Genomic DNA, 13745 nt, shown 5'->3' on the forward strand with positions numbered 1-13745 from the left:
CGCCCGGACCTCGCCGGGCCCATGGCTGCGCGCGCGCCAGCGGCTGCACCGCCGCTGGCTTGTGCTAAGTGCCACCAGCACGCTGGTGGCGACATTGGCCACCATTGCCCTGGCGGGGCTCGTGGCCTGGGCGGTCCACGGCACCCTGTTCGCCCCCGAGGCCCCGTACCTCCCGGGCATCCTGCTCGCGGGCCTCGGGTTGCTCGCCCTGCGCTATGCCGCCCAGGCCCTGCGGGATCTGGCCGGTCACCGGCTCGCCTTTGCGGTGAAGCAGCAGCTGCGCGCCGATCTCCTGCAACAGGCCCGGGAAGCCGGACCGGCGCGGCTGGCCGGGCAGACCACCGCGGGCGCCTGGGCGGAGCAGTTCCAGACGCGGGTGGATGACCTGACCGGCTACTACGCCCGTTACCTGCCGGCGCGCCAGGCCGTCATCCTGACGCCGCTGGCCATCCTGGTCGCGGCACTCTGGCTGGACTGGCTCGCCGCCCTCCTGTTGCTGCTCGCCGCTCCGCTGATCCCGGCGTTCATGGCGATCGTCGGCATGGGCGCGGAACAGATCCACCGGCGTCAGCAGGAGGAGGAGAACCGCCTGGCGGGGCACTTTCTCGACCGTATCCGCACCTTGGACTGGCTGCGCCGGGCCCGTGCCATCGCCGCGACCGAGACGGAGGTCGTCGAGCGCAGCCACCAGCAACGGCGCCTGACCATGCGCACCCTGCGGGTCGCGTTCCTGTCCTCGGCGATCATGGAATTCTTTAGCGCGGTCGCGATCGGCATGGTCGCGATCTACATCGGCTTCGCCCTGTTCGGCGCCATCGACTACGGCCCGGCCGGCGACATCACCCTGTTCACCGGGTTGTTCGTCCTGCTGCTGGCGCCGGAGTACTTCCTGCCGCTGCGCCAGTTCGCCCAGAGCTACCATGACCGCGCCGGCGCCCTGGCGGCGGCGGAGAGCCTCGCCCCCGCGCTTGCATCACCCACCGGCCCCGAGGCGTTGGCCGAGGCCACCGAATTCAATAGCGAGGACGTGACCGGCCCCTGGCTGCAACTCGAGGGCGTCACGGTGCACTACCCGGGTCAGCGCACGCCGGTCCTGAAGGCTCTCGACCTCGAGATTCAAACCGGGGCGCATCTCGCGCTGACCGGGCCCAGTGGCAGCGGCAAGTCCACCCTGCTCGCGGTGTGTGCCGGTTTCCTGCCACCCGCCGAAGGCCGCGTCCGGCGCCATCCTCTGGCCCGGCACTTCGCCTGGATCGACCAGGACGCCCATCTGTTCCACGGCAGCCTGCGCGAGAACCTGCAGCTCGCCCGCCATGCAACGATCGCCGATGCGGAGATGGCCACGGCGCTGGAGCAGGCCGGGCTGCCCGTAGATGCACCGGAGCTCCCTGACGGCCTGGATACCGCCATCGGCGAGGCCCGGCACGGGCTCTCAGGCGGTCAGGCCCAGCGGGTCGCCGTGGCGCGCGCCCTGCTCTCGGGGCATCGGCTCTGGCTGCTCGACGAACCCACCAGTGCACTCGACCCGGACACCGAACAGGCCCTGCTCGACACGCTGTTTCGGCTGGCCGAGGCCCGTGGCCTGACGCTGGTGATCGCGAGTCATCATGCCGCCATTCACCAGCGCTGCCCGCAACGCCTGGACCTGGCGCCGGCGACACCGGGGGCGCGCCATGCGTAACGGTCCCCGCGCGGAACTGGCCTTTCTGCACCGCGTATTCCGCCAGCGCCGGGGCTGGTACTGGGGTGCCTGGGGACTGCTGGCGCTGACCTGGATCGCCGGCATCGCCCTGCTGGCATTGTCCGGCTGGTTCATTACCGCCACCGCCCTGGCCGGCGCAGGCCTGCTGGCCACACTCGACCTCTACGTGCCCTCCGGCGGCATCCGTACCGCCGCGATCAGTCGCACCCTGGCGCGTTACTTCGAACGCCTGGTCAGCCACGAGGCGGTGCTGCGCAGCCTGGCCGACCTGCGCGGCCACAGCTTCCGCGGCCTCGCCGCGCTGCCCATGGAACGCATTCGCGCCTACCGCAGTGGCGACCTGCAGACGCGCCTGACCGGCGACATCGACACCCTCGATGCGATGCCCCTGCGGGTGGTCGGCCCCATGATCGCGGCCGCGATCAGCCTGGTGGTCACGCTGGTCATCGCCGTCTGGCTGGCACCCTGGCCCGCCGCGGTCGTACTCGCCACCTCCGGCGTCGCGACGCTCGCGGTCTCCGCCGTGCTCGCCCTTGCCGGGCAGCGCCGCAGCCACGCGCTGGTGCAGGCCCGGGCCGGCGAACGCGTCGGACTGTTTGACTACATCGGCGGCCTGGCCGAACTGCTGGCCTACGACCGTGCCCGCGAGCACGAGGCCCGCCTGCGCCGTGAAAACGACGCCTACGCGCGCCGGCAACGGACGCAGGAGGCGTTCGGGGTCGGCTCCGAGCAGATCGTGCAGGCCGTGGTCGGCGCCTCCGCCCTGCTGATGCTGGTGCTGGCACTGGGCTGGTATCGCGACGGGGTACTGAGCGCGCCGGTCGCGGTGCTGCTGCCGCTGATGACCCTGGGCCTGGGCGAGGTCCTGGGCAGCCTGCCCGGGGCATGGTGGCGTGCCGGAGAGAGCCTGGAGGCCGCCGGGCGGGTGCAGCATCTGGAGGCGGCCCCCACCCATACCCCCGCACCCGCCGAGTACGTGGACCCGACCCCGCCTGACGAGGCCCCGGCGCTACACGCACAGGGCCTGACCATTGGCTTTCGCCGCGAGCGCCCGTTGCTCGGCCCCCTGGACCTCGAACCCGCGCGTGGCTATCCCCTGGTGATCAGCGGGGCCAGCGGGCACGGCAAGAGCACGCTGCTGGACACCCTCGCCGGCGAACTCCCGCCCCTGGCCGGTACCGTAGCGCTCGGCCACGACGATCTGGCAAGAATCCCGACCGATGCCCGCTACCGCCACATCAGCTACCTGCCCCAGGGCTTGCAACTGCCGGACACGACTCTCCGAAGCATCCTGTCGCCGGTGCACAGGTCTTTGAGCGATGCCGCACTGTGGGAGGCTCTGGAACAGGTCGATCTCGCCGAGGCCGTGCGCGGTACCGACGAGGGTCTGGACTACCGCATCGGCGAGGGCGGCGCGTCCCTCTCCGGCGGTCAGCGCCGCCGTCTCGCCCTGGCGGCGGTCGTCCTTCAGGACCGGCCTGTCATCCTGCTCGACGAGCCCTTTTCCGGTCTGGATACCCCCACGCAACAACGAGTGGTGGAACGGCTGCTGCCTTGGCTGCAGGACCGTCAGTGCATCCTCGTCACCCATGCCCCGGGACAACTGCCGGCCCGCTGGCCGCGCCTCGAACTCGCGAAACCGCTCGGCCGGAGCTAAGGCCGGCGACGGGACCTCGCAGCGAAACGTGCCCGACACACCGGCACCCGACTTTCGGTGGCCGCACAAACAGGTTCGGATCACGAAGCAATGGGGGACGGGCTGGGGGACGAACGCCGGGGCCAGACGTGCGAAAGGGGCCACTCGGGCCCCTTCGCGGGATTTGGCGGAGAGTGAGGATTACGCCCGGCTGCGCCGGTCGCCCTTCGGGCCGCCTTCGCTACGCTGCGGCGTTCCGGTGTCGCTACGCGCCACCGGTCGAACCATCGTTCTTGTATCTCGGGTTCGAATCCCGGAAATCTCGGGGGCCAGACGTACGAAAGGGGCCACTCGGGCCCCTTCGCAGGATTTGGCGGAGAGTGAGGGATTCGAACCCTCGATGGGCTTTTGACCCATACTCCCTTAGCAGGGGAGCGCCTTCGACCACTCGGCCAACTCTCCGGAAACGCGGCACAGGATAAGGCCTTGGGCCTTCAAATGAAAGGCCCGGAAGGCTGATCGCAGCCTCCGGGCCTTTCGCTTTCCTTACGGGAGGTTCAGTCGTCGCGTGCGCCTGCCGCGGCACCACCCGCCCCAGTACCACCGCCACTGGAATTCTCGCCGCCGCCCTCACCACTGGCGACGTTCGCTTCACGCTGAATGCGCTGAAAGATTTCCTCGCGATGGACCGCGACGTCCTGGGGTGCGTTGATGCCGATGCGGACTTGATTGCCCTTGACCCCCAGGACGGTGACGGACACATCATCGCCGATCATGAGGGTCTCGCCCACACGCCGAGTCAAAATGAGCATGCTCTTCTCCGCAGTGCCTGTGTCGGACGGAGTCGGTCGTCCGGTAACCGTTTTACGGTCTGTCATCCTTAACCGTCCTCCTGTTGACCGACTGGGGTCTGTTCGAGTTCAAACGCATCGTGCAATGCACGCACTGCAAGTTCGAGGTACTTCTCATCTACGACCACGGAGATCTTGATCTCCGAGGTGGAGATCATCCGGATGTTGATGGTTTCGCGCGACAGGGCCTCGAACATCTTGCTGGCGATGCCCGCGTGCGAACGCATACCGACCCCGACCACCGAGATCTTCACGATGTGCGTATCCCCGGACACCTCGCGGGCGCCCAGCGCTTTCGCGGCCGCCTGCAGGATCTCCAGGGCCTTGTCGTAGTCATTGCGATGGACGGTGAACGTGAAGTCGGTGGAATTATCCGCCCCGACGTTCTGCACGATCATGTCCACCTCGATATTGGCGTCCGCGATCGGGCCGAGGATGCGATGCGCGACCCCCGGCTGATCGGGGACGCCCTGAACCGTCAGCTGGGCCTCGTTCTGATTGAACGCGATACCCGCAACCAGCGCCTGTTCCACTTGCGCATCCTCCTCCGTGGTAATCAGGGTTCCCGGGCCTTCCTCGAACGAGGACAGCACTCGTAAAGGGACGTTGTACTTGCCGGCAAATTCCACCGCGCGGATCTGCAGCACCTTGGAGCCCAGGCTGGCCATCTCCAGCATCTCCTCGAAGGTGATGCTTTGCAGGCGGCGGGCCGTCGGCACCAACCGCGGATCGGTGGTGTAGACGCCGTCGACATCAGTATAGATACGGCATTCGTCGGCCTTCAGCGCCGCGGCCAGCGCCACCGCGGTGGTATCCGATCCGCCGCGGCCCAGGGTGGTGATCGCACCCTCCTCGTCCACGCCCTGGAAACCGGCCACGACCACGACGCGCCCGGCCTCGAGATCGCCACGCACCCGGGCATCGTCGATGCTGCGGATACGGGCCTTGTTGTGCGCACTATCCGTACGGATGGTCACCTGCGCCCCGGTGTAGGACCGCGCATCACAGCCCCGCGCCTCCAGCGCCATCGCCAGCAACGCGATGGTGACCTGCTCCCCGGTGGACAGCAGCACATCCAGTTCGCGACCGTCCGCGCGCGGATTCAGCGCGTGCGCCAGGCCCAGCAGGCGGTCGGTCTCGCCGCTCATCGCGGAGACCACGATCACCAGCTGATGGCCTTCCTCGCGCAGCTTCAGCGCGCGTTCCGCCACCGCCTGGATGCGTTCGGGCGAGCCCACCGAGGTGCCGCCAAATTTGAGTACCAGCAACGCCATTTCAAGATTCCGTTCCGTGCCCGGTCCTTGCGACCGTCCGGACAGGGCGCACCCCATCCATTAGCGTTTACTTAAGAAGCGGGCATTAAACACCAACTGGCCGCCGCATTAAAGCCCACCGCCCCGGCGAACCCCGCGCAGGGCCCCGCCATTGCGAGGCCCCAACCGGGCCATGGCAGCCTCCGTCCAAAACCACCGGATCCCGCCGAACCCTCCGGCACCCGGGCTGCCCGCGGAGATCGCCGCGGCGCTACGCGCCAAGCGATGACGGGGATCGCAGCATACGGGGCGGTCAGGCGCGTTCGCGCACCCAGGCCTCCACCGAGGCCAGGGCCGCGTCCAGCTTGTCCGGACTCTGGCCGCCGGCCATCGCCATGTCCGGACGGCCGCCGCCCTTGCCGTCGACCTGCGTAGCGACATGGCCCACCAGATCCCCAGCCTTGAACTGGCCGGTCTCGGCCTTGGTCACACCTGCCACCAGGCTGACCTTGCCCTCGCCCGTCGCGGTGCCCAGCACCACCACAGCCTTGCCGAGCTTCTGCTTGAGCTGGTCGACCATGTCGCGCAGGGCCTTGGGCTCCACGCCCTCGACCTTGGCAGCCAGTACCTGGATGCCGTCGACATCCTTGGCCTGCGAGCCGAGGTCGTCGCCGGCCTGGCTGGCCAGCTTGCCCTTCAGCTGCGTGACCTGCTTCTCCATCTCGCGAGTGCGCTCCTGCAGCTGGGCAACCTTGTCGGCCGCCTCGCCGCGCCCGGCGCGCAGGCGATCGGCGATCGCGTCCAGGTGGCCGATCTGCTCGTCCACCCAGCGCAGGGCGACCTCGCCGGCGACTGCCTCGATACGCCGGATACCCGCGGCCACCCCACCCTCGGAGGTAATGCGGAACAACCCGATATCGCCGGTGCGATCCACGTGCGTGCCGCCACACAGCTCCACCGAGGTGCCGATCTTCAGCACCCGCACCTGATCGCCGTACTTCTCGCCGAACAGCGCGACCGCGCCGGACTCCATCGCGGAGTCGATGTCCATGACGTTGGTATCGGTGGCCTCGTTGGCCAGGATCTCGGCGTTCACCTGGGCCTCGATGGAGTGCAGCTGTTCGTCGGTCAGCGGTTCCATATGGGTGAAGTCGAAGCGCAAACGATCCGGGTCCACCAGCGATCCCTTCTGTTGCACGTGGTCGCCCAGCTGATCGCGCAGCGCCTTGTGCAGGAGATGAGTGGCCGAATGGTGGCGGCGGATGTTCTCGCGGCGCGGGCCTTCCACGGCGGCCTGCAGGGTCTGGCCGCGCTCCAGCGTGCCGGCGCGGACCTGGCCTACGTGGATGTGCGCCGCACCCTGCTTGCGGGTGTCGGAGACCTGGAAGCGCACGCCGGAACCGCTGAGCGTACCGACATCGCCCACCTGGCCGCCGGACTCGCCATAGAACGGCGTGCGGTCCAGTACCACCAGCCCCTCGGCACCGACTTCCAGGCGATCGACGGCCTCGCCATTCTGGTACAGCGCCAGCACGCGGCCCTCGTCGTCCACGGTCTCGTAGCCGGAGAATTCGGTCGCGACATCGACCTGCGGCAGACCGCCGTCGTCCATCGAGAAGTGGCTGGCCGCACGGGCCCGTGCACGCTGGCCGGCCATGGCGGACTCGAAGCCCTCCATGTCCAGCTCCAGGTCGCGCTCGCGCGCAATGTCGCCGGTCAGGTCCACCGGAAAGCCGTAGGTGTCGTAGAGCAGGAAGATGGTCTCGCCGGGGATCACCTTGCCCTCGAGATCGCGCAGGTCCTCTTCCAGGATCTTCATGCCCTTGTCCAGGGTCTCCAGGAACTTGCGCTCTTCCTTTTCCAGGACCTTCTCGACCTGGGCCTGCGCCTCGGCCAGTTCCGGGAAGGCCTCGCCCATCGCGCGCACCAGGTCGCCCACGGTCTGGTAGAGGAAGGCGTCCTGCGCGCCGACCTTGAAGCCATGGCGCGCGGCGCGGCGGATGATGCGGCGCAGCACATAGCCACGCCCTTCGTTGGAAGGCAGCACGCCGTCGGTAATCAGGAAGGCGATGGAGCGGATGTGATCCGCGATCACGCGCAGCGAGGCGGAATCCTTCTCGGTCGCACCGGTTACCCGTGCGGCGGCCGCGATCAGGTCCTGGAACAGATCGATCTCGTAGTTGGAATGCACGCCCTGCAGCACAGCCGCCAGGCGTTCCAGGCCCATGCCGGTATCCACGGACGGGCGCGGCAGCGGGTTCAGCGTGCCGTCCGCATCGCGGTCGTACTGCATGAACACCAGGTTCCAGATCTCGATGTAGCGATCGCCGTCCTCGTCCGGCGAACCGGGCGGGCCACCCGCGACCTCCGGCCCGTGGTCGTAGAAGACCTCGGTGCAGGGGCCGCAGGGGCCGGTTTCGCCCATCTGCCAGAAGTTGTCGGAACCGCCGTCAGGGTCGTCGCCGATGCGGATGATGCGTTCGGCCGGGACCTTGATCTCGTCGGCCCAGACCTTGTAGGCATCGTCGTCGGTCTCGTAGACCGTGACCCACAGCTTTTCCGGCGGCAGGCCGATGGTGTCGGTCAGGAACTGCCAGCAGTAGTGGATCGCGTCGCGCTTGAAGTAGTCACCGAAACTGAAATTGCCCAGCATCTCGAAGAAGGTGTGGTGCCGCGCGGTGTAGCCGACATTCTCGAGATCGTTGTGCTTGCCGCCGGCGCGCACGCAGCGCTGGCTGGACACGGCCCGGGTGTACGGGCGCTTCTCGCGCCCGAGAAACACATCCTTGAACTGCACCATGCCTGCGTTGGTGAACAGCAACGTGGGGTCGTTGCCTGGCACCAGCGGGCTGGACGGCACGATCGTGTGTCCGTGCCCTTCAAAGAATTCGAGGAAACTCCGGCGAATGTCGGCGCTTTTCATGCGGTTCCGATAGCAATGGGGTCAAACCCGGAATGCTATCACGCAAGCGCCCCACCCGCGTATTGCCGGGCCCCGTTTCCGGCCATGTTCCTCGTCATTGCGAGGAGCTCAGCGACGAAGCACTCGGTCAGGAGTCGCTAGCGTCGTCCTTCCAGGCGGCGAGGGCCTGGTGGGCGACACCGCCGGGGAATCCACGACCCGCGAGGTGGCGAAGATAGCGGGCCTCGTCCTCGCGGGTCTCGGGGGGATGACGGAAGTGGCGTTCGAGCTGGCCACGGGCCTGGTCGATCCAGTCGATCTCCAGGGCATCGATGGCCGCGTTCACGGTGTCGTTGCCGATGCCATTGTGGGCCAGTTCGGCACGGATGCGCTGTTCGCCGTAACCCTGCTCGGTACGGTGGCGGGCCATGAAGTCCGCGTAACGGGTATCGCTCAGATAGTCGAGCTCGCGCGCACGTTCCAGCGCGGCGTCCACGGCATCCCGTTCGAAGCCGCGCTCACCGAGCTTGCGCGCCAGCTCCAGACCGGAGTGTTCACGCCGAACCAGCAACCGCAGGCCCACCTCAAGCGCAGCCTCGGGGTCGGCCGGGTCAGCCTTGCTCCTCGACCGGGGCATCGACCGGCACGTCCTCTACCGTGGCCTTGTTGCGCTTGGGCAGCAGGCGTTCGCGCAGCGTCTTTTCGACTTCCTCGGCGATGTGCGGGTTGTCCTTCAGGTACTGGCGGGCGTTTTCCTTGCCCTGGCCGATGCGCTCGCCGTTGTAGCTGTACCAGGCACCGGCCTTGTCGATCAGGCCTTCCTTCACGCCCATCTCGATGATCTCGCCAACGCGGGAGATGCCCTCGCCGTAGAGGATCTCGAAATAGGCCTCGCGGAACGGGGGCGCCATCTTGTTCTTCACGACCTTCACGCGGGTCTCGTTGCCGATGACCTCGTCGCCCTTCTTGATCGCGCCGATGCGGCGGATGTCCATGCGCACGGAGGAGTAGAACTTGAGCGCGTTGCCGCCGGTGGTGGTCTCGGGGCTGCCGAACATCACGCCGATCTTCATGCGGATCTGGTTGATGAAGATGACCAGCGTGTTGGAACGCTTGATGTTGGCGGTCAGCTTGCGCAGGGCCTGCGACATCAGCCGCGCCTGCAGGCCGACGTGGGAGTCGCCCATCTCGCCCTCGATCTCGGCCTTGGGCGTCAACGCGGCCACGGAGTCGACGACCACAACGTCGATCGCGCCGGAACGCACCAGCATGTCGGAGATCTCCAGGGCCTGCTCGCCGGTATCCGGCTGCGAAACCAGCAGGTCGTCCACGTTCACACCCAGCTTCTCGGCGTAGGTCGGGTCCAGTGCGTGTTCGGCGTCGACAAACGCGGCCGTACCGCCGGCCTTTTGCGCCTCGGCGATCACCTGCAGGGTCAGGGTCGTCTTGCCCGAGGACTCCGGCCCGTAGATCTCGACCACGCGCCCGCGCGGCACACCGCCGATGCCAAGCGCGATATCCAGTGCCAGGGAGCCCGTGGAGATTGCGGGGACGTCCACCGCCTCCTGATCGCCCATGCGCATGACCGCGCCCTTGCCGAATTGGCGTTCGATCTGCCCGAGTGCGGCGGTCAGGGCCTTCTTGCGATTGTCGTCCACGGTATGCCTCCCGATACTTGCTGCGATGGTTTCCGACCCGTTGCCCAAGACGGGGCGGATACGGGGCCGCAGTATCCCACAGGGCGGAGAGCGACCCAACCCGTGATCGTGCAGGGACAAAGGACTTGCACAAGACACACGCGGCGCGGGAGCCAAGCCGCCTGGCCTGCGGGCAGGACGCTTGGGTTGGCCCGGGTCACGGCCCCGGGCCAACGAACCGGGCACCCGTCACCGATCCATGGGGTTTCCGGGTTCGTCGGGGCCCGCCGCGGGGGGCACGGCACGACGCCTCCGGGTTTCGTCGTCGTGCAGGTGAACGTCCATCTGCGGCAAAGCGATCTCGATACCCTGTTCGCGGAAGCGCTTGATGATCGCGGTGTGGAGCCCGCTCAGCGTGACCAGCCGATCCGCCATCTGGCAGACGAACACCCGCAGTTCGAAATTCAGCGCGTTATCGCCAAACCGGAGGAAATACACTACCGATTCGGGATCCTCCAGGACGTGCGGGTCGTCGTGGGCGACCTCCAGCAGGGTCTCCCGGACAAGATCGACATCGGACGCATAGCTGACCCCCACCGGGATCACCAGCCGCGTGGTGGTGTCGCTCAGAGTCCAGTTGATCAGATGGTCGGAGATGAACGTCTTGTTGGGAACGACGATCTCGCGGTTGTCCCAGTCAACGATCGTGGTAGCACGGCCCCGGATCTTCGATACCGTCCCGCTGTATTCGCCAACGGTGATGGTATCGCCCACCCGGACCGGGCGCTCCAGCAACACGATCAGCCCGGCAACGAAGTTGGCCACGACCTCCTGCAGACCAAAACCCAGACCGACGGTCAGCGCCGCCACCAGCCACTGGATCTCGCTCCAGCGCAGGCCCAGCAGCGAGAAAACCACGATCACCGCCACCACGGCCATCAGGTAGCGCAGCAGCACCGTAAACGTATAGCGCCCCGGGGCATCCATCTTCGTGCTACGGGAGAGCAGGATCTCGACCAGCCCCGGCAGGTTGCGCGCGGCCAGCACGAACAATACGCCAAGGAAAGTTGCCAGCAGCAGATCCTGCAGCGAGACACTCGTGGTGATCTCGCTCTCGCCAATCTCGATGGTGCGCGACCAGAGCGTAATGCCGTCCAGCCAGGCCAGGGCCGGCAGGATATCCGACCACACCCACAGCAGGCCCACCAGGGTTCCGCCCAGGGCCGCCACCCGCAGCAGCGTGCGGCTCTGGGCATTCACATCCTCCATGCTCAGTCGCGGCTCGGGTACATCGACCCCGGCCTCGCCACCACTCGCGCCCTCGGTAGTCTCTTCCTGTTCGCGGCGTTCCCGGATCCGCAGCAGCGCCAGCCGGGTCTCGCCCAGCAGCAGCCAGCGGGCCGCCAGCCCGTAGCCGAGGCCCACTGCGATCAGCACGACCACGGTACCGATCAGGTGCCTCAGCAGCTCAGCCACGGTATAGAGGTAGCCCGCCAGGGCGAGCGTGACCAGACCCAGCATCCCGATCACGACCACCCCGCGCAGCAGCAGGCGACGGCGCTCGTCCATCAGGGGCTCGCCGGTCGCGTGGTTGGGTGCCAGGAGCAGCCACGCCAGCACCCCGAAGTTCACAATGACCGCCAGCAAGGCGAGACGCCCGTAGAGATCGAACACCGCATCGCTCGGATGGCCAAAGGTCAGTGCCACCAGCAGGAACAGGAACGTCTGCAGCGGAAGAAACCAGTGCAGGTGTTGATGCAGGCGGGTGATCAACGGCTCGGACCAGCCGAAATGCGTGGTTCCAACACCATTGCGACCGATGAAGAGCAGCAGCAGGTGGCCCGCGAGCCACCATACCGAGACGGTAATCAGGGTCCGGGACAGGACTTCCACCCCGAATCCCGTTTCCGGCACCGCATGCAGCTGGAATGCAACGGACAGCAACAGGAACGGCACCGGCAGCGCGCGCAGCACGCTCCACCCCAGGGCCCTGAGGGTGACGCCGATGCGATCCGTGTAGCGATGCTGAGTGGCCTCCGCCAGGCGTTCCAGGTGGCGGTGGATGTTGCGCCCCGCGAGGTACAGCAGCCCCGTCACCAGGAGCAGGAATCCGATCACCAGCGGACGGTGCAACGTCTCGCGCAGGAAGGTCTCGCGCAGGTCGGCCCAGGCGTCCGGATCCAGCAGCGCGCGACTCGCGGCCGGCAGACGCTCCAGCCACTCGCCCCCCACCGGGGAGTGGCTCGGCCACCACAGCAGGGCTTCGCTCAGGGTGCGGTCGAGCTCCTCTACCAGTTCCAGCACCGACCGCAGGCGCAGGTCGGTTTGCCGCAGCTGCTCGGTCCGCGCCTCCTCGGTGTGCAGCTCGACATTCAGCGCCTGGCGCCGCAGGTCGCGCAGCGTTGACCGGACCGGGGCTTCCCATTCCATCTCGCGGGCGTCCGGGATGGCTGCCAGGCGCTCGCGAAGGCTGATGGTGCGCAACTGTGAACGCGCCAACTCGCGTTCCAGATCGCGCAACTGGAAACGCACCTGGTCGAGGTCCCGCAGTCGCCGCTGCTCCTCCAGGAAGACCCCGCCGAGCGCCTCGGTCAGGCCACTGATCTCCAGCCGCTCGTGGACATGACCAAGGGACTGTTCGAGTTCACGCTCCACCCGGAGCAGACGGTCGCGTTCCCGCTGCAGCGTTCGGATGCGTGCCTGGGCCTCGGCGATGTGGTCGAAGGTCGCATGCAGCTCCTCGATCTCCGACTCGTAGTGCCGCTGTGCCTCCGGTTCGCGCTCCAGCAGCGAACGCAACGCGCCCCGCAGCTCCTGTAGCTCCTCGCTGGAAAGTTCGGTCAGCCGCCGCTCCAGCCGCCCCTGCAGGACGCGCTGCCAGCGCAGCTCGAGTTCGAGGCCGCGGACCAGCAGACGCAGGGCCTGCATGCGCGGCGGCAGGGTATTGGCGTCCATCCGGGCGGCCAGCAGGGCGGCATCCGCCCGCCTCACCCGGGCCTGCTGCACCGCCTCTCGTGCGTCCTCCCATTCGCCCCCCTCGGCCAGGGGGCGCGGCGCGTCCTCCAGTTCCTGGCGCTCCTGGCGCAGGCGTTCCAGAGTCTCGGCGCGAACCTCGGCCTGCTCCTCCAGTTGCGACAGACGGACACGCTGATCCTCGAGTTCCGTCTCCAAACGCTCGCGGTCCCGCCCGAGGCGGCCCAGTTCCTCCTCCAGACGGCGGATCGAGACCTCCTCGCCGAGCCCCCGGGGGAATGCGCCAACCCCCTCCAGCGCCTGTTCCAGTTCATCCAGGCGTTCGGGCAGCGCCCGGGCGGTCGCCGCGCGATCGATTGCCCCCTGTACCCGTTCGACGCCCGCCTGCTCGACCTCGCGGGCCTCATCCCAGAGGGCTCGTTCCTCTTCTGCCCGCTCTTCATCGGCGCTGCGCTGCTCGAGTTCCGCGAGTGGACTGGCGGCCAGCCACGCCTCCGCCTCCTGCGTATCCACCGCATCCAGCAGTTCGGGCAGGCGGTCACGAAAGGCCGCGAGATCGGTTTCCAGGGCATCCACCTCCGCCGGGGTGACCGCCTCCGGCGTGTCCGGCGATGGCGCCTCCTCCGCCCAGGCATGGGGACCGCCCGAGGTGATCCACAGCAGCAGGGCCAGCGCATGGATCGCCCGCCTCCCGAACCCGCGGCGTTTACCGGATACGTGATTCCCGTTCATCGTTCCCTCGCCCGTTTGCCGGTTCGCCCAGCCCGAACCGCCCCGCGCGGCGGCCATAC

The 13745-nt window shown here is 67.8% G+C and carries 8 protein-coding genes and 1 tRNA gene; 2 read left to right on the forward strand and 7 right to left on the reverse strand.

All coding sequences use genetic code 11. The annotated features are described in order from the left end of the window. Positions 1–61: 61 nt before the first annotated feature. Positions 62–1681, forward strand: a complete 1620-nt coding sequence (gene cydD, locus D575_RS0102310) for a thiol reductant ABC exporter subunit CydD (protein ID WP_026182015.1) — start codon at positions 62–64, stop codon at positions 1679–1681. Continuing rightward, a complete protein-coding gene (cydC, locus tag D575_RS0102315; RefSeq protein ID WP_026182016.1) occupies positions 1674–3359 on the forward strand; it encodes a thiol reductant ABC exporter subunit CydC in 1686 nt (561 codons plus the stop codon). The genes cydD and cydC overlap by 8 nt, the downstream gene beginning before the upstream one ends. Before the next feature lie 350 nt (positions 3360–3709). Here the strand turns inward: cydC and D575_RS0102320 are convergent. The 7 genes from D575_RS0102320 to D575_RS0102350 form a co-directional block, all read right to left on the reverse strand. Beyond that, positions 3710–3800 (reverse strand) — tRNA-Ser (locus D575_RS0102320). Positions 3801–3895: 95 nt separating this feature from the next. Further along, positions 3896–4150, reverse strand: coding sequence for a carbon storage regulator CsrA (gene csrA, locus D575_RS0102325; protein WP_018144301.1), 255 nt, complete (start codon positions 4148–4150; stop codon positions 3896–3898). Between the two features lie 68 nt (positions 4151–4218). Beyond that, complete coding sequence (locus tag D575_RS0102330; protein WP_018144302.1) at positions 4219–5463, reverse strand: aspartate kinase; 1245 nt, start codon at positions 5461–5463, stop codon at positions 4219–4221. Positions 5464–5755: 292 nt separating this feature from the next. Further along, the gene (alaS, locus tag D575_RS0102335) at positions 5756–8365 is read right to left on the reverse strand and encodes an alanine--tRNA ligase (protein WP_018144303.1); all 2610 of its coding nucleotides are present in this window, start codon (positions 8363–8365) and stop codon (positions 5756–5758) included. Between the two features lie 127 nt (positions 8366–8492). Beyond that, positions 8493–8981 (reverse strand): regulatory protein RecX, encoded by a 489-nt coding sequence (locus D575_RS0102340; RefSeq protein WP_026182017.1) that lies wholly within the window; start codon positions 8979–8981, stop codon positions 8493–8495. Further along, positions 8956–10002: a recombinase RecA gene (recA, locus tag D575_RS0102345; RefSeq protein ID WP_018144305.1), complete on the reverse strand. Its 1047-nt coding sequence runs from the start codon at positions 10000–10002 to the stop codon at positions 8956–8958. Before recA ends, D575_RS0102340 begins: the two co-directional genes overlap by 26 nt. A 228-nt stretch (positions 10003–10230) precedes the next feature. Then, positions 10231–13686, reverse strand: a complete 3456-nt coding sequence (locus D575_RS0102350) for a mechanosensitive ion channel domain-containing protein (protein WP_018144306.1) — start codon at positions 13684–13686, stop codon at positions 10231–10233. Between the last annotated feature and the right edge of the window lie 59 nt (positions 13687–13745).

The sequence above is a fragment of the Thioalkalivibrio sp. AKL6 genome (assembly GCF_000376905.1).
Taxonomy (GTDB): Bacteria; Pseudomonadota; Gammaproteobacteria; order Ectothiorhodospirales; family Ectothiorhodospiraceae; genus Thioalkalivibrio; species Thioalkalivibrio versutus.

Excerpts from the sequence above, each read along its gene's own strand:
- alaS (WP_018144303.1), bottom strand. The coding sequence starts at position 8,365 with ATGAAAAGCGCCGACATTCGCCGGAGTTTCCTCGAATTCTTTGAAGGG.
- D575_RS0102340 (WP_026182017.1), bottom strand. The coding sequence starts at position 8,981 with ATGCCCCGGTCGAGGAGCAAGGCTGACCCGGCCGACCCCGAGGCTGCG.
- csrA (WP_018144301.1), bottom strand. The coding sequence starts at position 4,150 with ATGCTCATTTTGACTCGGCGTGTGGGCGAGACCCTCATGATCGGCGAT.
- D575_RS0102350 (WP_018144306.1), bottom strand. The coding sequence starts at position 13,686 with ATGAACGGGAATCACGTATCCGGTAAACGCCGCGGGTTCGGGAGGCGG.
- D575_RS0102330 (WP_018144302.1), bottom strand. The coding sequence starts at position 5,463 with ATGGCGTTGCTGGTACTCAAATTTGGCGGCACCTCGGTGGGCTCGCCC.
- cydC (WP_026182016.1), top strand. The coding sequence starts at position 1,674 with ATGCGTAACGGTCCCCGCGCGGAACTGGCCTTTCTGCACCGCGTATTC.